20 protein-coding genes are annotated in these 20,691 nt (G+C 49.5%); 8 read left to right on the top strand and 12 right to left on the bottom strand.

The annotated features are described in order from the left end of the window. Positions 1-151 precede the first annotated feature (151 nt). Together AC14M5_RS09580 and AC14M5_RS09585 are read left to right on the top strand one after the other, a co-directional pair. Positions 152-1,948, top strand: coding sequence for an ABC transporter ATP-binding protein (locus AC14M5_RS09580; RefSeq protein WP_484029434.1), 1,797 nt, complete (start codon positions 152-154; stop codon positions 1,946-1,948). A gap of 62 nt (positions 1,949-2,010) precedes the next feature. Further along, complete coding sequence (locus tag AC14M5_RS09585) at positions 2,011-3,432, top strand: RtcB family protein (RefSeq protein ID WP_484029435.1); 1,422 nt, start codon at positions 2,011-2,013, stop codon at positions 3,430-3,432. Positions 3,433-3,525: 93 nt separating this feature from the next. Here AC14M5_RS09585 and AC14M5_RS09590 read toward each other — a convergent pair whose 3' ends face one another. The 12 genes from AC14M5_RS09590 to mreB form a co-directional block, all read right to left on the bottom strand. Continuing rightward, positions 3,526-4,314 (bottom strand): ABC transporter permease, encoded by a 789-nt coding sequence (locus AC14M5_RS09590; protein WP_484029436.1) that lies wholly within the window; start codon positions 4,312-4,314, stop codon positions 3,526-3,528. Further along, on the bottom strand, positions 4,314-5,108 hold the full coding sequence (locus AC14M5_RS09595) for an ABC transporter permease (protein WP_484029437.1): 795 nt from the start codon (positions 5,106-5,108) through the stop codon (positions 4,314-4,316). Before AC14M5_RS09595 ends, AC14M5_RS09590 begins: the two co-directional genes overlap by 1 nt. Before the next feature lie 5 nt (positions 5,109-5,113). Next, positions 5,114-6,091: an ABC transporter ATP-binding protein gene (locus AC14M5_RS09600; RefSeq protein WP_484029438.1), complete on the bottom strand. Its 978-nt coding sequence runs from the start codon at positions 6,089-6,091 to the stop codon at positions 5,114-5,116. Between the two features lie 84 nt (positions 6,092-6,175). Further along, on the bottom strand, positions 6,176-7,657 hold the full coding sequence (gene gltX, locus AC14M5_RS09605) for a glutamate--tRNA ligase (RefSeq protein ID WP_484029439.1): 1,482 nt from the start codon (positions 7,655-7,657) through the stop codon (positions 6,176-6,178). A 114-nt stretch (positions 7,658-7,771) separates the two neighbouring features. After that, positions 7,772-8,872, bottom strand: coding sequence for an FtsW/RodA/SpoVE family cell cycle protein (locus tag AC14M5_RS09610; RefSeq protein ID WP_484029440.1), 1,101 nt, complete (start codon positions 8,870-8,872; stop codon positions 7,772-7,774). A gap of 72 nt (positions 8,873-8,944) precedes the next feature. After that, positions 8,945-9,196, bottom strand: coding sequence for a cell division topological specificity factor MinE (gene minE, locus AC14M5_RS09615; protein WP_484029441.1), 252 nt, complete (start codon positions 9,194-9,196; stop codon positions 8,945-8,947). Between the two features lies 1 nt (position 9,197). Continuing rightward, on the bottom strand, positions 9,198-9,995 hold the full coding sequence (minD, locus tag AC14M5_RS09620; RefSeq protein WP_484029442.1) for a septum site-determining protein MinD: 798 nt from the start codon (positions 9,993-9,995) through the stop codon (positions 9,198-9,200). Between the two features lie 20 nt (positions 9,996-10,015). After that, on the bottom strand, positions 10,016-10,696 hold the full coding sequence (minC, locus tag AC14M5_RS09625) for a septum site-determining protein MinC (RefSeq protein WP_484029443.1): 681 nt from the start codon (positions 10,694-10,696) through the stop codon (positions 10,016-10,018). A 55-nt stretch (positions 10,697-10,751) separates the two neighbouring features. Then, positions 10,752-12,947, bottom strand: coding sequence for a penicillin-binding protein 2 (mrdA, locus tag AC14M5_RS09630; protein ID WP_484029444.1), 2,196 nt, complete (start codon positions 12,945-12,947; stop codon positions 10,752-10,754). Between the two features lie 3 nt (positions 12,948-12,950). Next, on the bottom strand, positions 12,951-13,445 hold the full coding sequence (locus AC14M5_RS09635) for a hypothetical protein (protein WP_484029445.1): 495 nt from the start codon (positions 13,443-13,445) through the stop codon (positions 12,951-12,953). A 10-nt stretch (positions 13,446-13,455) separates the two neighbouring features. Further along, complete coding sequence (gene mreC / locus AC14M5_RS09640) at positions 13,456-14,292, bottom strand: rod shape-determining protein MreC (protein ID WP_484029446.1); 837 nt, start codon at positions 14,290-14,292, stop codon at positions 13,456-13,458. A gap of 40 nt (positions 14,293-14,332) precedes the next feature. Then, positions 14,333-15,403 carry a rod shape-determining protein MreB gene (gene mreB / locus AC14M5_RS09645; protein ID WP_484029447.1) on the bottom strand — a complete coding sequence of 357 codons (1,071 nt, stop codon included), beginning with the start codon at positions 15,401-15,403 and terminating at the stop codon, positions 14,333-14,335. A gap of 148 nt (positions 15,404-15,551) precedes the next feature. Here mreB and AC14M5_RS09650 point away from each other — a divergent pair, with 148 nt between their 5' ends. From AC14M5_RS09650 to AC14M5_RS09675, 6 genes are all read left to right on the top strand, one after another. Then, positions 15,552-16,403, top strand: coding sequence for a DegV family protein (locus AC14M5_RS09650; RefSeq protein ID WP_484029448.1), 852 nt, complete (start codon positions 15,552-15,554; stop codon positions 16,401-16,403). A gap of 85 nt (positions 16,404-16,488) precedes the next feature. After that, positions 16,489-17,112, top strand: a complete 624-nt coding sequence (gene udk, locus AC14M5_RS09655) for a uridine kinase (RefSeq protein ID WP_484029449.1) — start codon at positions 16,489-16,491, stop codon at positions 17,110-17,112. A gap of 10 nt (positions 17,113-17,122) precedes the next feature. Next, positions 17,123-17,632, top strand: coding sequence for a peptidylprolyl isomerase (locus tag AC14M5_RS09660; protein ID WP_484029450.1), 510 nt, complete (start codon positions 17,123-17,125; stop codon positions 17,630-17,632). Between the two features lie 91 nt (positions 17,633-17,723). Then, complete coding sequence (locus AC14M5_RS09665; RefSeq protein WP_484029451.1) at positions 17,724-18,356, top strand: VTT domain-containing protein; 633 nt, start codon at positions 17,724-17,726, stop codon at positions 18,354-18,356. 57 nt (positions 18,357-18,413) lie between these two features. Next, on the top strand, positions 18,414-19,772 hold the full coding sequence (locus AC14M5_RS09670; protein WP_484029452.1) for a M20/M25/M40 family metallo-hydrolase: 1,359 nt from the start codon (positions 18,414-18,416) through the stop codon (positions 19,770-19,772). Positions 19,773-19,996: 224 nt separating this feature from the next. Continuing rightward, entirely contained in the window at positions 19,997-20,638 is a 642-nt protein-coding gene (locus tag AC14M5_RS09675; RefSeq protein WP_484029453.1) for a CBS domain-containing protein, read from the top strand. Positions 20,639-20,691: the final 53 nt, after the last annotated feature.

Consider the following 20,691-nt stretch of genomic DNA (forward strand, 5'->3'; position numbering starts at 1 on the left):
GCCCTGAGCGTTCTTTGCGAAGGGCATATCGAGACCACGATTACATGCAAACAGAAAATAACTTGAAAACGTGGTGATCTCGATACGTTCCTCGCTCGCAAAGCGGCTCTGAACTCTCGACCACCAATGTATAAAATAAACGGAAACTATTATGACCGAAACTATCTTCACCGAGAAAATACCCGCACTCCCGGCCTGGCGTGTCATCTGGGAAATGCTCACCTTTCGCCCATGGCTGTGGCTTGTTGACCTTGTCAGTGTAGCACTCATCCGCTTTTGCTGGCAAGTGGCGCCGGCGCTGATCATCAAAGCCTTCTTCGACATGGTCACAGGCGAAGCGAAACTGACCTTTGGCATATGGGCCATCGTCGCTTTCTTAGCCGCCACGTGGATCGGGCGCATTGTCGCAAGTTACGGCTTTTATTATGCCGATGTGCCCATCTTTGCTGATATGTCCACCCTGCTGCGCAAGAATCTTTTGAAATATATTTTGCGCCGCCCCGGAGCTTCGCAATTGCCCGACTCACCGGGCGAAGCGGTCAGCCGTTTCAAAACAGATGTGAATGAGATTCCGCTCTTCGTCATTCTGATCAATGACGTGATGGTCGGTCTCGCCATTGTTGCAGCCGCCATCGTCTTAATGACACAGATCAGTCCCTCCGTAACAGTCATGGCACTGATTCCGCTCGTGATCGTTGGCATCATCGCAAACATCGCCACGGGCCGCATCGAACATTATCGGCGCACATCGCGTCAGGCTGGCGGCAAGGTGACCGGTTTCATCGGTGAATTCTTCGGCGCGGTGCAGGCCGTGAAAGCTGCTACTGCTGAAAAGGGCGTGATCGGTTATTTCCACAAGTTAAACGATGAGCGCCGCATTCTAACCATCCGCGAAAAGCTTTTTGATGAAGTGCTTGGCTCGATCTATCGCAACACGTCCACTTTGGGCACCGGAGTTATTCTTGTTCTCGTCGGACAGTCCATGCGCACAGGCAACTTCACCCTGGGTGATTTTTCGCTCTTCGTTTATCTATTGCAAAGCATGGGCGATCTCACCACTTTTGGCGGCATGCTGGCGGCGCGTTACAAACAACTTAATGTCTCCGTCCAGCGCATGTATCATCTTATGGAAAACGCCCCGCTGAAGGCACTGGTCGAACACAGCAAAATAGATTTGGATGGGCCGCTGCCCGAAGTGACCTACCCGACAAAAACCGCGTCAGACCGACTAAATGAACTCGTCGCGGATCATCTGACCTTTCACTACCCTGATTCAACAAACGGCATCGAGGACATCAACGTCAACCTAAAACGCAATACGCTGACAGTGGTCACGGGCCGCATCGGTTCAGGCAAAACAACATTACTGCGTGCACTGCTTGGCCTGCTGCCGCTCGAATCTGGCCAGATACGCTGGAACGAAAATATACTCACCTCGCCCGGAGATTTCCTCGTCCCACCGCGCTGTGCCTACACCGCGCAAGTGCCGCGCCTTTTCAGCAATACACTGCGAAACAATATTCTGCTGGGCCTGGATCGCACGGATGAAGAAATATATAAGGCCACGAAATTAGCGGTCATGGATCGTGACCTTGAACAACTGGATGACGACCTCGAAACAATGGTCGGCGCACGCGGTGTTAAACTTTCGGGTGGGCAGGCGCAACGCACTGCGGCAGCACGCATGTTCATCCGCGAACCCGAACTCGTCGTCTTCGATGATCTCTCCAGCGCGCTGGATGTCGAAACGGAACAGCAGCTTTGGGAGCGAATATTCGAGCGAGAGAACCTGACCTGCCTCGTCGTTTCTCATCGCCGTCCGCTGCTGCGACGCGCAGACCACATTATTGTGCTCAAAGATGGGCGCATTGAATCCGAGGGCAGGCTCGATCAACTCCTCGAGACCAGCCCCGAAATGCGCGAGCTGTGGAAGTTGGAAAATGAGTAGCGCGAGATAAATCTCGCGCCGCCTGCGACATGAATGTCGCAGTACGAATAAGGAAAGCTAAAATGGACATCATTACAGGAAAGATCCTGAAGTTAAATAACTGGCCGGATGGAAAGATCATCGGCCTTGCAAAAGATGTGGCATCACAATTAATGGATCAAGGCATGGAACGCGACGCGGTTCTTGCCAAGCTGGAAGCTGTTCGGCAAAACCCCGGCAGCTTTCTGGCAGACGCGTTGTTGGCAGACCTGGCACGCGAGTGCATCCGCTTAACTCAGAAGGACGAATCTTCAGTTGACGAATTACTCGAAAGCCCGCTCCCCTTCCCCATTTGGGGCGTGGAACAAATTGACCCCGAAGCCATCAAGCAAATGGAAAACGCCATGCGCCTGCCGGTGACCGTCACTGGGGCATTGATGCCCGATGCTCATGTTGGCTATGGGCTTCCCATCGGCGGCGTGCTGGCAACAGATAATGTCGTCATCCCCTACGCAGTTGGCGTGGACATTGCCTGTCGTATGCGGCTTTCGATCTATGAAGTCTCGCCGCATTTGCTCGGGCAAAAGAAGGGCATGTTCGAAAATGCGTTGTGGGAAGAGACCGCCTTTGGCATGGGCTCAAAGTGGACCGGCAACAAGAAAGCACAGCACGCGGTGTTGGACGACGATGCGTGGTATGCCACGCGCCAACTAAAGACACTAAAAGACACTGCCATGAATCAACTCGGCACCAGCGGAACGGGTAATCACTTTGTTGAATGGGGCACATTTAGATTGCATGAGCCCACGTTTGGATTGCAGCCCGGTGAATATCTTGCGTTGCTCTCGCACAGCGGCTCTCGCGGTGTGGGCGCAAAGATCGCAGACCGTTTCAGCAAACTTGCGAGAGAAAAGCACCCTGATCTCGACGCCAGTGTGAAGCACCTTGCCTGGCTTCCACTTGACTCGGAAGACGGCCAGGAATACTGGCTTTCCATGGAGCTTGCGGGACGCTTTGCTTCAGCCAATCACTACATCATCCACAAGCGCGTAGCCGCTTCAGTTGGCTTGAAAGAGGCTGCTATGATCGAGAACCACCACAACTTTGCCTGGCACGAAAACCTTCCCGATGGACGCAAAGTGGTTGTACATCGCAAGGGAGCCACGCCCGCCGGTGAGGGCGTGTTCGGAGTCATTCCGGGCTCGATGGGAGATGCAGGCTATGTTGTGCGTGGAAGAGGCGTGAGCGAGTCACTCAAGTCCGCTTCGCATGGCGCGGGCCGCTTGATGAGCCGTAAGGCTGCGATCAATTCCATCAGCAAGTCCGCGCGGGATGATTACCTCAAGCAGCGCGGCGTGACCCTGCTCGGCGGCGGCATTGACGAGTCTCCGCAGGCTTACAAACCCATTGAAGAAGTCATTGCCGCACAGCACCAGCTGGTGGATGTGCTCGGCAAGTTTACGCCTAAGATCGTCCGCATGGCGGATGAGTCTGGGGATATATAGCAAAGAGATCATGGAAGTTTCTTTCTCTTCCATGATCTCTTTGCTAAAACGAATCCACTAGAATCAATATATCTGATCTTGTTGAGTTACCCATCACATGAGCTCAAAATTCCCTGACTTTCTTAAGGCAGTTAAGCGGTAATTAAAAACAAGCCAGGCAATCGTCCCATAAATGAAGGCAACAAAAAGCTCCCAACTAATCAGAGGGAAAATACTTATATAGGAAGCGCCATCGATCACTGCACGGACAGCCAACAATCCGCTTGTCAGGGGAATGAACCGACCAAGAGTTTGGATGACATCAGGCAGGGCAGTAACCGGGAAGTTAATTCCGCATACGATCATCATAGTGTAGGCAACCACATTGTCCAGCATTTCCACCCAGCGAGTCGTGAGCGCGATAGAACCGATCAACCATCCAAACGTACCCACAGACATGATCGTCAGAAAAATTAACGGAATTGCCCTTAGAAAATTGAACCATGTGATATCCGGCGCCACAGTGGGAATGAACACCACGAAAATAGTCATCCCAATGGAAAACACTGTCGTATATTGAGCAACACTCAGACCCAACATAGACACTAGCCAATTCCCCGGTGCGGCTACCCTGAAAATCAGGGTTCCGTTCCATTTCTCGCTCTCGATGATGCCTGACATATACAGCAATGCATATAAAGCAGAGACATGGATGGCATTCCCGATCAAAGCAAAACGAGCCTGGCTGTACCCGCCCGCCGATTCTGCAAGGTAAATGAAAAAAAGAGCTTGAAAAAGCCCACGCGGAATCTGTACCAGGAGAAGGATCCATAGCCTTAGGTCTGCAAGGTAAAACGCCCATGAAAGCTTTGAAATTCGGGATAGTTGACGCAACACAAGCATCACCACACCTCCAAATTACCTGCATCACGGGCACGGTATTCAATTATTCGGTATAACCGACGAGCAATAAACAGGTAGATAATCGATAGCCCAATCAGCCAAATGAAATTGCCCGTCAAATCCACACTCAGTCCACTCGCAGATTGATTTAGGGATAAATTCCCCCAAGTAGGCGCGAGCATAAAGGAAAGTGGGCGTGTCCATAAAGGAAGCAAGGTAAGTGGTACCGTAAGCCCTGAAAGCAGGTAGATAGGATAATTTGCCACTTGAATCACCATATGCGAATGGCGGGTAAGTACAAAAAATGACCCCAAGATCATCCCAAGGCAGGACAACGCAAAAACTGCGAGCAGAAGACTCACAAAAAAGCCAAGCGGGTTGAGGATATTCAAGTCCAATCCAAAGACGAGGTTTCCGGTCAAGAAGGAAACTCCAATCGCCAGCACAGAAGTGATGGCATTGGCAAAGCTTTTCCCAAACAAAATCCAGGCAAGTGGTGCTGGCGAAACAAGCAAAAGGGAAAGTGTTCCCGCCCTTCGCTCATTATTGACAATCTCGCCGGACGACCATAGGTTGTTATTCCACACACCAATCAACCCTGTGCCAATAATGGCATATAACCCAAAATTTGTCTTACCTCCATGCAGGTAAGCAATTACTGCCATAATCGTAAAAAGAACAGGTTGAAGTAACAATGTAAAACCAAAAAACTGCTGGATAATCCGTTCTTTTACCTGGACTAAAAACGAATGACGCATAATATCAAACATGCTTCGCAAGATTATATAGTTCATAGCATTCAAACCTTTGCCTCCCCGTTCATCAATTTGACATAGGCGTCTTCCAGCGTTGGCTGGCGGGTGGTAATTTTCTTAACCTGCACGCCATTCAGAATACCGAGTAAATTCTGCACCAATTCCGCGCCTGCAGGAGCTTGTATTTGCAAGAGTTGAGCTTGATCGCGCGTTTCCACATTTACAGATATGACGAGGCGATGCCTGCGCAGTTTGGCAAGAATGTCTGCTGGAACGCCAAAGCATTCAAACTCGATTACTTCCAGGTCAGCTACTAGGTTTTTGAGTGAGGCTGGAGTGTCTGAAACCAAAATGCTCCCCTCCTTTAGAATTGCCACCCGGTCACAGAGTTCATCCACTTCAAACATGTAGTGTGATGTAAGAAAGATTGTTTTCCCTGCAAGTTTTAGATTGTGGATGACTTTACGTTGTTCGCGAGCCGCAACTGGATCAAGCCCAATAGTAGGCTCGTCCAAAAAGAGCAATTCGGGATCATGCAGCATCCCGCGAGCGATATGCAGGCGCTGCTTCATTCCACGGGAATAGCCTTCCACCCGCTCATCAGCACGATCGGACAAGCCAACCATTTCCAGCATTTCAGGGATGCGCTTCTTGGAAACCTCTGGCGGAATATTGTACAAGGTAGCAAAATATTCCAGATTGTCGCGGCCAGATAGCCTCCAGTAAAGCCCCCGGTCTCCGCCAAAGACAATCCCGATTCTAGGGCGGATTAATTTCGCATCATGAACCACATCCAAGCCAAATACTTTTGCTTCACCGGATGATGGAAGTAAAACTGTTGCCAGGATTCGGGTTAGCGTTGTTTTCCCTGCTCCATTTGGACCAAGCAATCCGAACAATTCACCGGGTAGAATTTCAAGGTTAATCTGATCTAGCGCTTGGATTTCCTTCTTTGTCTTGCGAAAGACCCCGGTTGTTGTCGCAAAAACACGGGACAAATTCCGAACATTTAATGCGCTCAAATTACACTCCCTTATGCATTGATATTGATATCTGTCTGGGTTTGTTAACTTTATTTCAGTCCCGGCAAACGATGGACTCCAGGGTTACACCTTCTCCAAAATCTCAATCGCAGTCTTAATCCGCTGTAAACATTTATCCCTGCCAATGATCTCCATTGACTCGAATAACGGCGGGCTGACCTTTTGCCCCGTAGTGGCAACGCGCAGGATGCCGAAGACTTGATTCACGTTCAACCCGGATTGCTCGACATACGCGCGCATGGGCGGCTCGGCTGTAGTGTGGTCTATGCTGGGCAAGCCAGAAAGAATCTCGTATACCTTGCGGGCGATTTCTGCGGATTGCTTTGCGTCTAGTCCCTTTGCAATCAAATCTTCTGCACTTGGGCTAACTTGATCCTTGAAGAAGAAACTGCCGAATGAGAGGCAATCATCCAATGTCACGAGTCTCTCGCGGAGTAATGGCACGATCTTCAACAAAACATCATCGTTAACGGTGAGTCCCTCACGGGTGAAATAAGGCTTGAGGCGTGCTGCCAGGTCCTCGGTAGTCAGGAGGCGGATATGAGTCGCGTTGAAATGATCCAACTTTTGAAAGTTGATCGCGGCGGGCGAAGCAGTCAATCCGTCAATGCTGAATCTATCGATCATTTGACCCACGGTCATCACATCGTCTTCGGCAACTCCCCACCCCATCAATGCGCACCAATTCAAAACGCCCTCAGGAGTAAAGCCAAGTTCCTGCATGTCTTTAACAAAGATCGAATGACCATCCTTGATCGCGTCCGCGGCATCACGTTTGCTCATTTTGCCTTTGCCGCTGGGTTTGAGAAATACAGATAGGTGTACCCAGATAGGCTCCTCCCAACCAAAGGCGCGAACAATGTTTACATGCAACGGAAATGTGCCCAGCCATTCAGAGCCGCGTAAGACGTGTGTAATACCCATCTCTTGATCGTCAACAATTGCAGCAAGATGGTAGGTGGGCAAGCCATCCGATCTAACAAGCACATAATCATTAAGTTGGCTATTCTCGGTTTTAATATCACCGCGTAAATGATCGTGCGCAATCGTTATTCCATCCTTCGGCATTTTAAATCGCACCACATATTTCTCACCATTGGCAACTCGGCGCGCGGCTTCATCAGGTGTAAGCACACGGCATGTTCCATCATAATGCGGATTCTCCTTGCGCTTTTGCTGCTCCTGTCGAACTTTATCCAATCGCTCAGGTGTGCAAAAACAAGGATATGCATGACCAGAATTCACAAGTGTATTGATGTGAGTATGGTAAATCTCGCGGCGTTCAGTCTGACGATACGGCCCGAATTTGCCGCCGATATCCGGACCTTCATCATATTCCAGGCCAAGCCAGCGCAAACCATCCATGATCTCCTGTTCAGTACCTGGAATGGTTCGCGAAACATCAGTATCTTCAATTCGCAATATGAATTGCCCGCTTGTTTTCTTTGCGAGCAGATAACAATACAGCGCTGTACGAGCTGTGCCGAGATGCATGTGTCCTGTTGGAGAGGGGGCGATACGAGTGCGTGCTGGTTTGATGGACAAGATGATGACTCCTTGAAAAATTTCTGTCGTTGCGAGGAGGGTGCTCTCCCCGACGAAGCAATCCCCTCGTCATTTGAGATTGCTTCGGGCAAAGAACGTCCTCGCAATGACATATTAGAATTCCATTTGCTTATGCCGCATGACGACGGACTCCACCAAGCCAATGCCGAGCATAAGCGCAGTAAGGCCGCTGCCGCCATAACTGATAAATGGCAGAGGCAGACCAGAGACGGGCACAATGTTCAAGTTCACGCCAATATTGACCGCGCCCTGAAAGAAGATCAAAATCGCCACACCGAATGCAATCATTGAGCCGGAAACATCGCGTGCTTTTTGTGCGGCGCGAATACAACGCCAGACAATGAACGCCAAAGTAAGGATAATAATTACCCCGCCGATCATGCCAAATTCTTCCGATACGGCTGAGAAGATAAAGTCGGTATGGCGCACCTTTAGAAAGCGGAGTTGGGTCTGCGTGCCATGACCATATCCCTGACCAAAGAGGCCACCGGAGCCAATCGCTATCAGCGCCTGCTGTACATTATATGTGGCGCCATAAGTGGCGTTCGGATCTGGGAAGATAAAGGTTATAACACGCGCTTGTTGATATTCTTCAAGAAACGGAAACGCAAGGGCCACCAACAGGATCACAGATAACCCAAGAATGGCAACTTGTTTTACCTCCAGTCCTTGAATCCATAGCATCAAAAAGAAGATGACCGTCAATACCACCACATTGCTGAGGTTAGGCTGAAGCAGGATCATACCGATAATACCGAAGGCCCAAAGGAAGCCGCCCAATGCCCATTTCAGATCACGCGGCTGATGTTGTGCATACTCAAAATAACGTGCCAACACAATAATAGCTACGATCTTTGCGAACTCAGTCGGCTGGAGAAACAAAACGCCGACCTGGAACCAACGCTGCGCACCAAAAGCGGTCTGTCCAAACCCGGTTAACGTAACTAAAAAGGCCAATATTCCAAAATAGATCGGGCGATAAAGTGCCAGCCAATAGCGATAGTCAATGGATGCGACAATAAAAATCAGCACAACACCGAGCAGGGCAAAATAGATCTGGCGCGAGATAAGCGGCAGCAATACTTCATTTCCCGCCACAGCAGAACGGATCATCACCGTGCCAAAAGAAGACGCAAGCACAATTGCGCCTAATAGAAGAAAATCGAAGTTACGCCAGGTAAGTCCACGAGTCATAGGATAACAAAACACGGATGCAACCGATGATGTTCATCAGGTTGATCCGTGTCTCCAAAGTATAAAAAATGATCAACCTGCGCGGTGGCGCGATACGCTCCGCAAGGGAATATCCGCTACCAGCCGTTGGGAACGGCCATCGCGTTCCAATCCAATTTGAACTGCTTCGCGATCAATTTCAATATATTGAGAGATCGCCTTAAGCAGGTCATCTTTCAAGGCTTCCAATTGCGCGGGGGTCAGATCGGTGCGGTCATGCACGAGCACGAGTTGGAGGCGTTCTTTTGCGTTGGTCGCGCTTTTCTTTCGCGTAAAGAAGTTCATGTCACTTCCTCCCCGTCAATTTTTGAATAGCACCCCACAAACCGCTTTGCTGGTCGAGGTCCATGAATGGCACATCCTGTCCTTGAAGACGTTTGGAGATATTCCGAAAGGCTTGTCCCGCGCGACTCTTGCCATCGGTTACTACAGGTGCACCACGGTTGGAGCCAATGATGACAGACTCATCCTCAGGCACGATACCGATCAATTGAATGCCTAACAGGTCTAATACATCCTCGGCCGAGAGCATATCATTATTTTTGACTAATGCGGCATTTAACCGATTGATGATCAGATACGGGGTGCCTTTTTCTTCCGCTTCCAGAATGCCCACCACCCTATCCGCATCTCGCACCGCGCTGACCTCGGGGTTGGTCACCACCAGGACGCGGTCTGCGGCAGCGATGGCATTTCGGAACCCGCGTTCAATGCCCGCAGGTGAGTCAATGAGGACGAAATCAGCATCAGGCCGAAGGTCGTTACAGATGCGTACCATGTCTGAAGGCGATACAGCATTCTTGTCGCGAGTCTGTGCGGCGGGAATCAGGTACATCTCCGGATAATGTTTGTCGCGGATCATCGCCTGCTTCAATTTGCATCGTCCTTCAATCACATCCACAATATCATATACGATCCGATTTTCAAGACCCATTACAACATCCAGATTGCGCAAGCCAATATCGCCGTCGATGCAGACAACTTTTTTACCATCCATCGCAAGAGCATTGGCAAGGTTTGCAACGGCTGTGGTCTTACCCACGCCGCCTTTTCCAGATGTAACAGTAATCACTTGAGCGGTCATATTAATTCCTAAAAAATAAATTAGCCTGTTTGCCAAAGTTCAGCTTGCAATCGTCCCTCGCTGTTAATACTGGCAATCTCCGGCTTGGGATCTTTTTGTGGTTTAAGCATCGCAGAGACTTCATCTGCAATGCGCAATTGGTTAGCTGAAAGATCAAGTGCACAAATAAACGCTGCACGGTCGCCTTTGGAACCTGCATGAATCATGCCGCGCACCCGTCCCCATACAATAACATTACCTTCCGCAACGATCTCGGCGCCCGGGTTTACATCACCAAAGACAACAATGTGACCGGGAAATTCAATGCGTGTTCCAGAGCGAAGAGTCTTATTGACAAATAAAGCCGTGTCTTCTGTGATCGTATCCGCAAACTGCCTGTGTTCTTCCGGCCTCGGCTTGGAAATGCGTGTGGCAAGCCCCAACAATTGTGCAGTCTGCTCGGTTGTTGGAGATTCACTTACAACCGCCCATAAAACCACATTTCTTTCCGACAGATGATCGCGCAAGTCGACCAGGTCATTCACTTTTAAAATTTGTGTCCCAACATCCATGGCAAGGCGTGCACCCTGAAAAAATGACGGACGTTCATCGATCTGCGTAAGCAAGGCAATACGCTGGTCTTCCCAAGGCGCATCTGCAAATGTCGCAAGAAGTCCATCGCGTATTCCTTTGATCTGGACAAGAGAAGTAAGTTGCTCCATAGGATGGTTTCAGAATTTTTATCAGTTTGAATTATACCTGATGAAAGCGCATCATCTATTGACCTGGAGCCTGGTCGCCCTGTGCAATGTCAATGGCCTTGATCTCAAAATAAGCCTTAATCACACGTTCCACCATTGGGCCTGCCACGCTTGCGCCTTCGCCGCCGTTATAAGCAAATGCCAATACGATGATCTCAGGATCGTCGTAAGGTGCGTAAGCGAGCGTCCATGAATGAGTAGGCCATGCACCGAAGTTACAACGATTGGCGGCACGCGCAACATCATCACAGTATTCGGCAGTGCCGGTTTTGCCCGCCACTGCAATGGGAAAGTCATCGAAGAGGTCATTCAGTGTACCGAAGAGATTGGCAGTCACTGCCAGCCTTGTCCCCTCGCGCACTGCCTGAATGGATTCAGGCTCAACGATCTTCAAGTCATCCTCATTCAAATCGCAATATGCGCCATCACAGGAATAGTTTTGAATCAGCGGCGTAACGGTCACATCCCATTTCATGTTTGGGGTGAAAGGCGAAATCTGATAACTGCCAGGGGTCTCAAAATCAGTGACAGTAAAGTCTGTAGGATTGAACCACATTGACACAACATTGCCGTCGCCATCGGTCACCTCGCGGACAATTGTGGGCTGCATCAACTTGCCACTATTTGCAATCACTGCACCAGACATGAGAACCTGTAAAGGAGTGGTCAAAACGTAGCCTTGCCCCACGCTGGCAATATAAGTGTCACCTGTGGACCAATTCTCGCCAGTGTTGATACGTTTCCATTGCGGGTCTGGGATTAACCCATCCTGTTCGCCTAATAACTCGATCCCAGAGCGTTCATCATACCCAAGCGCACGGGCATATTGACGAAGTCTTTCAATACCCAACCCCTGGGTGATCTCATCTTCGTATCCGCCACCAAGTTTATAAAAGCATACATTACTTGAAAACGCGATGCATTGCAGGAAACTAATAGGGCCAAAGCCCTCCGGGCGCTGATCGAATATATGATCTACGAATGGGCGTGTATTATTATCCGTACATACATCGTTGGGGTTAAATCTTTCGCAGAGCAATAATTGTCCCGGGGCTTGGATGATATCGTCCAGGTCAACCACGCCTTCATTTATTGCGCCGGTTGCTGTAGATAGTTTGAACACAGAACCTGGGGGATACTCAGCAGAAATAGCATTATTCAACAGCGGTTTGCGCGGATCCTGACTCAATTGATCGTAATAATAAGAGGGAATTATCCGCACGAAACGATTGTTCTCATAACTCGGATAGGACGTCATCGCAAGGATCTCGCCTGTCTTTGGATTCATCGCAATAATGACCCCACTCGAGATGCGTACGCGTCCGAAGTATGTATTCCAAAAATCTATTTCCTGTAGCAAAGTTGCTTCAGCGGCGGCTTGCAGACGTGTATCAATTGTCAAATAGACATTATGTCCCGGCACAGAGGGTATGGGCGGTTCCAGGTTGCGAATTTCCTGCCCAGCCACATCAATTTGAACCACGCGCAAACCGTTTCTGCCAGCAAGAATATCCTGCAGTGAGGCCTCAACGCCGGAGTAACCTATTTTGTCGCGGTTAGGTATGAATCCCTGTGCGCGCAACTCCTCTTCCTGAGAGGCAGGGATCGGGCCTAGAAATCCGATCAGATGGGCTGTGAGCGAACCGGTTGGATAATCACGAATCGGTTCAACCTCAACCTCCACACCTGGCCAATCAACTGACTGCTCTTCCACCATCCGGGCGATTTCCTCTGAAACATTGCACTTCACTTTCACAGGGCTATAAGGCGCAAGTGTATCCTGCAAGGCCACCAGTTGAGCGATCCCCGGCCCTTCCACGCAAGCCGCAAACAGCTTGGCTTCTTCCAGTGATTCGTCTGTCACCGGTCCGCCTACAGGGACATCTATCAGCTCAGAAAGATCACGATAAATATTCTGAATATCAGATTCGTCTTCGGGCAAGCTAGCGGGTGTGATCGTAATATTATAGGATGCAAGGTTGCGCGCAAGGATATATCCATTGCGGTCGTAAATAATTCCGCGCGGGGCCGGCACACTGACTTCGTTCGTGAAATTATCAATGGCGCGAGCAGACCATACAGACCCTTCAGACACTTGCAGGTTAATCAGCCTCAAGAGCAAGGCGATAAGCGCCAAAAACACAACGATATATACTGTGGTAAGCCGCCATGTCTCAAAACGGACAGGGCGAGATGCCGAGCCAGAACTCATTTATTACTCCTCTACGGGATAAACCCAACGCGCCAGATCGCGCATAAAGGTATAGATAGGTATTGAGAATAACATATTAAGCAAAAGACTTGGCAAAGTGATCAACCCGATTACATCAGAGAATAAAAAGGGAGTACCCGAAATTCGCAAAACAGCAAACGACAAGAGATGGATAAATAATGTGCCAATAAAAACAACCCCGAACATTGCCAGCAACGGAGCCTGCCAGACGCGTTTTTGCAATATTTGTGCTATGAAAACAACACCCAGGTATCCAAATACTAAAATAATGAAAGGCAAACCAGACACAAAGCCAAGCATCAGGCAGAGAGTTATCGCCCAGTGCCATGAAGATTTGACGCGTTCCTGCAACGCCCAGGCAGCCAAAAGGATCAGTGGCAGGTCGGCATAGCCCGAGATCAAGTTGATTTGGCTAACTACAGAGGACTGAAGGATGACCGCCAGCCCAAGCAACGGGAACGCGATAATATTTCGCATGTTTATGAATTTATGGGGATGGCAACGGTTCGAGAGGAGTAATATCCACCGGGCGGAAGTTGGTAATCACCAGAACGATTTCGAGGCGGGAGAAATCCACTGCAAGTTGAACGGTGGCCTGTTGGAATAATTCAAATTCAAGGCTGCGGAGCGTAACCACCTGCCCGATGATCAAGTCTGAAGGATAACCACCACCCAGGCCCGAGGTCAGAAGGAGATCGCCCGGTTCCACAACCGCATTTTGCGAGATCATATCCAGCGAAACATCACCGGTTACAGAGCCAAAGGCAACGGCGTTAGTCTCGGCATTTTGCAGATAAACATTAACAGCCGAAGCGGGATCGGTGATCAACTGTACCCGGGCGGCATCCGCAATTACCGCATCGATACGGCCAACCAATCCTTGATTCGTTACAACAGGCATACCTCGCCGAATATCGTCATTTGAACCGCGATTGATGATGATGTAATGCAAAAATGGACTGGGGTCACGGCCAATCACGGCGGCAGCTTTGTATGTGCTTTCAGGGTTTGAGCGAGAGAAATCAACCAGAGCCGCAAGGATTTCAGTTTCGTTCACTCTCTGCTGAAGCTCGATGACTTGCGCCTGCAACTGCGAAACTTGTGTTTCCAATTCCGCGTTTCGGTTACGCAGCGAGACAATGTCACGTGGCGCGGTAATAAAATCCTGCATACCCAGAAAGCGTGAGGAAAACCAGGTTTGAACATCTATTAATACGGAACTGAATTGTCTGGAAGCCGAGCCAAAGAAACCGCCAAGGGATAGGGCAAGAATCCCCCCCACCACAAGGAAAATAATAGTTGTTTGTAAAGAACGGGAATTCATTTTTTATCAGTCTCCAAGGAAGAGACTGCAAAAGCGTTCGTTATCCAATATGGCGCGTACTACCGCGTTCCAAGCCGACCAAATAACGTCCAAGAATGTCAAACTCCTCAAAGATCATTGCAGCGCCGCGCGCTACACAAGTAAGTGGGTCTTCTGCAACCCAAACACGTAATTTCAATTCATCGGTCAGGCGTTCTGCCAAACCCTGCAAAAGTGCTCCACCGCCTGCGAGACAGATACCGATATCCATTAAGTCTGCCACAATTTCGGGGGGGATTTCATCCAATGCATCGCGCACCGTATCGATAATAACCTGCACAGAGCCTGAGAGGGCTTCACGTATTTCAACGGAGGATACTTCAATTGTTTCAGGCAAGCCTGTTACAAGATTGCGGCCTCGTACTTCCATTGTTTTTTCAGGCTGAAGTGGATACGCGGAACCGATTTGCCACTTTATTTGTTCAGCAATCCCTTCACCGATCAGCATATTGTATTTATTGCGAAGATACTGCACAACATCCTGATCCATCTCATCACCTGCAACGCGCAGGGAACGGGATGCAACCACACCGCTCATCGACATCACTGCAACTTCGGTGGTGCCACCGCCGATGTCAACAACCATCGAGCCGCGAACTTCTCCAATTGGCAGACCAGCTCCGAGCGCAGCCGCGATCGGTTCTTCGATCAACATGGCCTGACGCGCACCGGAGGCCATCACGGCATCATAAACGGCACGTTTCTCCACTTCCGTTACGCCTGTTGGAAGACCGACGATCACACGCGGACGTGGAAGAGGAACAATGCTTTGTTCATGGACTTTGCCAATAAAATATTCAAGCATGATCTGAGTGACATCAAATTCAGAAATGACTCCATCACGAATCGGACGCACAACCACTACATTCCCCGGCGTTCGCCCAACCATTTCTTTCGCTTCAAGGCCAATTGCCAATGGTTGTCTTAATTTCTTATCAACAGTAACCCAGGATGGTTCGTTAATAACAATCCCCTTACCGCGAACATGAACGAGAGTGTTCGCTGTGCCAAGGTCTATGGCAATGTCCAGAGAAAAAAGGCCTAACAGCCAGTTGATAGGGTTGAAGGCCAAAATCAGGCTCCTAAGTGAGATATTATACCGAATGGAACAGTCGACAACATTATACCATGAGCGTTAAAAATGGATTTTATAGTTGCGCAATCCCCCACAGGGGGTAAAATTGGCTGACTATATAATTTTAAGTACCCGGAGGAATATCATGTCCAAGTTTGCAGTCGTTACAGATAGTACAGCTTATCTTCCACCAGAGCTTCTTAAAAAGCACAACATCACAATGACACCACAGGTATTGATTTGGGGAAACGAAACATTTCGCGATGGGGTCGATATTCAACCGGCTGAATTTTACAGGCGCTTGGAAATCGCAAAAGTTATGCCTTCCACTTCACAAGTTTCGCCGGCAACCATGCAATCCACTTTTCAGGGATTGGTTGATCAGGGGTATGACGTTCTGGGTATCTTCGTTTCATCTAAACTTTCCGGTACATTACAGTCTGCGGTTCAAGGCAAAGACATGATGGGAAGCGCAGGTGAAAAAGTAACATTGGTTGATAGCCAATCCACTGCAATGGCAATGGGATTTCAGGCACTTGCCGCCGCCCGCGCAATGGAAGCTGGAGCCAGTTTAAAAGAATGTGCTGCGCTGGCAGAAAAGGCTCATGAGCGGACCGGCGTTTTCTTTGCTGTGGATACGCTGGAATTTCTGCATCGCGGCGGACGTATTGGCGGCGCGCAAAGATTTATCGGCTCTGCTTTGAATCTGAAGCCAATCCTCGCGCTCAAAGAAGGCAAAGTAGAAGGTGTGGAAAGAATCCGCACCAAGAGCAAAGCACATGATCGAATCCTTGAATTGGTTTCGGAACAAGTGAAGGGAAAATCAAATATCCGCATCGCGACATTACACGCAAATGCCGCTGAAGATGCGAAAAAACTTCTGGAGCGAGCCGCAACTGAACTCTCACCTGTGGAAACAGTATTCACAGAAGTAAGCCCTGTTGTTGGTACTCATGCGGGACCAGGGACAGTTGGTTTGGCCTTTATGTTTGACTAAACATAAACGAAAAGTCATCGTTGGCAAAACAGGCTTCGGGTCCGCTCGGAGCCTGTTTTGCTAGTCATCGGCTATAATCGCAAATATGAGTCATAACATCCCACTGGTTATTGGCATTGCAGGCGGGTCGGGGTCTGGAAAAACAACTGTCGCGCAGGAGATTTTGAATCGAGTTGGAGCCGATAAAATTGCATATCTTCAACACGACTCATATTACAAAGACCTGACTGGTTTGCCGCCTACACTGCGCAGGGATGTCAACTTCGACCACCCTGATTCCCTTGAAACTGGATTACTGATCAAGCACGTCGAATCATTGCGGGACCTTCAGCCTGTTGAAGTCCCGATCTACGATTTCTCCACCGACAGCCGCACCGGCCAGACCTTTACCGTGGCGCCGCGCGGTGTAATTATCGTGGAGGGGGTATTGATCTTCGTAGAGCCTGAATTACGAAAATTGTTTGATGTAAAAATTTTTGTGGATGCAGATGCGGATATCCGCTTTATCCGCCGCCTACATCGTGATATTTCCGAACGCAATCGTACAACTGAATCTGTCATCAAACAATATGAAGCAACGGTGCGCCCCATGCACCTTGAATTTGTTGAACCGTCCAAGCGATACGCAGACGTGATCATCCCCGAGGGTGGTCACAACAAAGCCGCACTGGACATGGTTGTTGCAAGAATAGAAACACTACTTAAATAAGGAGAGAATAATGGCAAAACAATGGACCACACCACCTGCAATGCAGATCGACCCAAAGAAGCAATACAAGGCACATATGGAAACCGATAAAGGCACCATGGTGATCGAGCTCTTTGCAGACAAGACCCCCATCACTGTGAACAGTTTTGTATTCCTGGCACGAGAAGGGTTTTACGATGGCGTAATCTTCCATCGTGTGATCGGTAATTTTATGGTGCAAGGCGGTGACCCAACCGGCACCGGCCGCGGCGGACCCGGCTATAAATTTCAGGATGAATTTCACCCCAGCCTGAAACATGACAAACGCGGGGTTCTCTCCATGGCAAATGCAGGGCCGGGCACGAACGGCTCGCAATTCTTTATCACGCATGGCCCCACCCCACATCTGAATGGGAAGCACAGCGTCTTCGGGCAGGTTGTGGAAGGAGAGTATGTGCTGATGTCCATCCCAGAACGCGACCCAAGTAATGTAAATGCACCGGCAGTGAAGATCATCCGTGTCACCATCGAAGAAAGTTAAGGAGCCTGCCCTGAGCTCGTCGAAGGGTTCCAAGGCCCAAAAGTTAAAGAGTTCAAAGGTTTCAAAGTCAAAAAAGATTTCTCGAAAGAGAATGGAAGCACCAAAAGCTAGAGTACAGTCAAAGACGAGTATTGCAGCGGTCAAACACCAACCTGAGAACTTACAAACTCTAAAACCTGCAACCAGTTTAACCACGAATCTCTTACGCATTCTGGCGATTGCGGCCGTTATCGGGATTACGGTTTACATTTTCAGCATCCGTGATCGTGTGGATGAATTTGCGGCCTATGGGTATCCCGGCATCTTCCTGGTGGCTTTGCTCGCCAATGCGACTGTCTTTTTGCCTGCGCCCGGTGTTGCAGTTGTATTTGCAATGGGAAGTATTTTCAATCCACTCGGCGTTGCACTCGCGGCGGGGACAGGCGGCGCACTCGGCGAACTTTCAGGTTTTCTCGCAGGCTTCAGCGGACAGGCAGTTGTAGAGCGAACGGATGTCTACAATAAGGTCAATCCATGGATCGAAAAATATGGTGGCTGGGCAATCCTGATGCTATCTGCAATTCCCAACCCGTTCTTTGATATTGCGGGGGTTGCAGCAGGCATGGCGAAAATGAAATTCTGGCGTTTCCTGCTTTTCTGTTGGGCAGGCCAGCTCATCAAAATGGCGATATTTGCTTTTGCAGGCGCATACTCAATCGACTGGATCGCAAGTTTCTATGAGTAGGTCATTTTATACAGGTCACGCATTGTGCGTGGCCTGTTCTATATAAGGAGAATCAAAATGAACAGCTACAATAAACTGGATTCGTACGTCGATAAAAATCTTGATAAAAGTCTTGAAGAACTTAAACGCTATGTGGCACAGCCCAGCATCAGCGCGCAGAACCTGGGGTTGAAAGAGTGTGCAGCCATTGTCAAAGAAATGTTGGAGAAGCGGGGCTTCAAAGCAGAGATCATGGCCACAGAGGGCGCGCCGGTTGTCTTTGCCGAACGCAAAGGCAAAGGCGACAAGACCCTGTTGATATACAATCATTATGATGTCCAGCCGCCGGAGCCATTGGAGTTATGGGAAAGCCCACCTTTTGAGCCGCAGATCCGTGATGGAAAAATGTACGGGCGCGGCGTGAGCGATGACAAGAGTCATCTCACATCGCGCTTATATGCCATCGACGCGATCTTGAAAGAAGAAGGCGATCTGCCATGCAATATCAAATTCATCGTCGAGGGCGAGGAGGAGACCTCCAGCGTTCACCTGCATGATTTCATTCGCGAACATCTGCCCATGCTCAAAGCGGATGCCTGCATTTGGGAATTCGGCGGCGTGGACCATCGCGACAGGCCCATGCAATACCTCGGTTTGCGCGGAATTTGCTATGTCGAATTATCGGTCACCTCGCTCAGCACGGATGTCCATTCGGGGCTGGGTGGCAGCATCCTGCCTAACGCGGCGTGGAGACTCACATGGGCACTGAACAGCTTGAAGGGAGTCGATGAACGCATCCGTATCCCCGGCTTTTATGATGATGTGGTCCAGCCATCCGCGCGCGACCGCGAATTAATGGATGCGCTTCCCGATGTGGCAGACGAATATAAATCACGTTATGGCGCGAAGGAATTTATCAAAGGCCTAACGGGTGGCACAGACTTGAAAATGGAAGAGGTCTTCGTGCCCACCTGCACCATCTGCGGACTCACGAGCGGCTATCAAGGCCCTGGCTCGAAAACCGTTCAACCTGCTTTTGCCTCCGCCAAGGTTGATTTCCGCCTCGTACCAGATCAAAAACCTGAAGACATCCTAAAGAAACTTCGCGCACATCTTGATGCCGAGGGCTTCAGTGATGTTAAGATCGATTTTCTTGGAGGCGAGCCCGCAGCGCGTACTGACCCCGATGATCCCTTCGTAAAGATCGTAGTGGACACAGCTGAGGATGTTTATGATGCGAAAATGGAAGTTGTACCCATGATCGGCGGCTCTGGCCCCAGTTACCCGTTCGTACATGACCTGAACCTGCCCGTTGTGACGATGGGACTCGGCTACCCTGATACAAAAGCCCACGCCCCCAACGAGAACATCCGCCTCGATCTGTACTTACAACATGCGAAGCATATGGTGCGTGTGATCAAAGAGTTTTCAAAGTAATAACTCCCGTCATTGCGAGGCGGTGCTCGTCCGCCGAAGCAATCTCTGACAGAGTTGGAGATTGCTTCACCACCAAAGTGCAAGAACGGTGGTTCGCAATGACGGGAACCATGAAGTGACCTTATTCACTCCAATTTAGTGACATTCTTTTTGACAAATTTGCTTATAATGTGTTTGTAACAAATTTCACGAACTAGTTTTTCTAAAACACATTTGGAGGCAAAATGTTTGTCGGTGAAAGAATGTCCCACCCTGTTATTACTATTGCGCCTGAAACCTCGATCCATGATGTGTTCGCTATGTTCAAGCGAGAGCACATCCGCCGCGCACCAGTCATTAAAGACGGAAAATTGATCGGCATTGTTTCTGAGCGCGATCTGTTGAATGCATCCCCCTCTCCGGTCACCAGCCTGAGCGTTTGGGAAATGAACTACTTGATCAGCAAAGTGACCGTGAAACAGGTCATGAGCAGGAAAGTTAAAACCATTGACGTGAACACGCCCATCGAGGAAGCTGCACGCATCATGGCAGACTCCAAAATTGGTGGTTTGCCTGTCCTGCGCTTTGGCAAAGTCGTCGGTATGATCACAGAGACGGATTTGTTCAAGATCTTTCTAGAATTGATGGGCGCACGCACAAAGGCATTGCGTGTCACGGCCCTGATCGATAACAAGCCCGGTGCCCTTGCCGCAGTCACCAAGGCGATTGCGACTGCTGGCGGAAACTTCATCTCGTTCGGTCAGTTCTCTGGCAATGACCCAGGTACAAGGGTATTGACCTTCAAAGTATCAGGCATCACAAAAGAAGCTGTGAAAAAGTCACTTGATAAGATAGTGAATAAATTCTGGGATATCAGACTTAGCTAATTAAATCGAATAATACCTAACAATGAAAGTGCGCACGGATTTTCTGTGCGCAC

The sequence above is a fragment of the Candidatus Villigracilis sp. genome, from assembly GCF_057083605.1.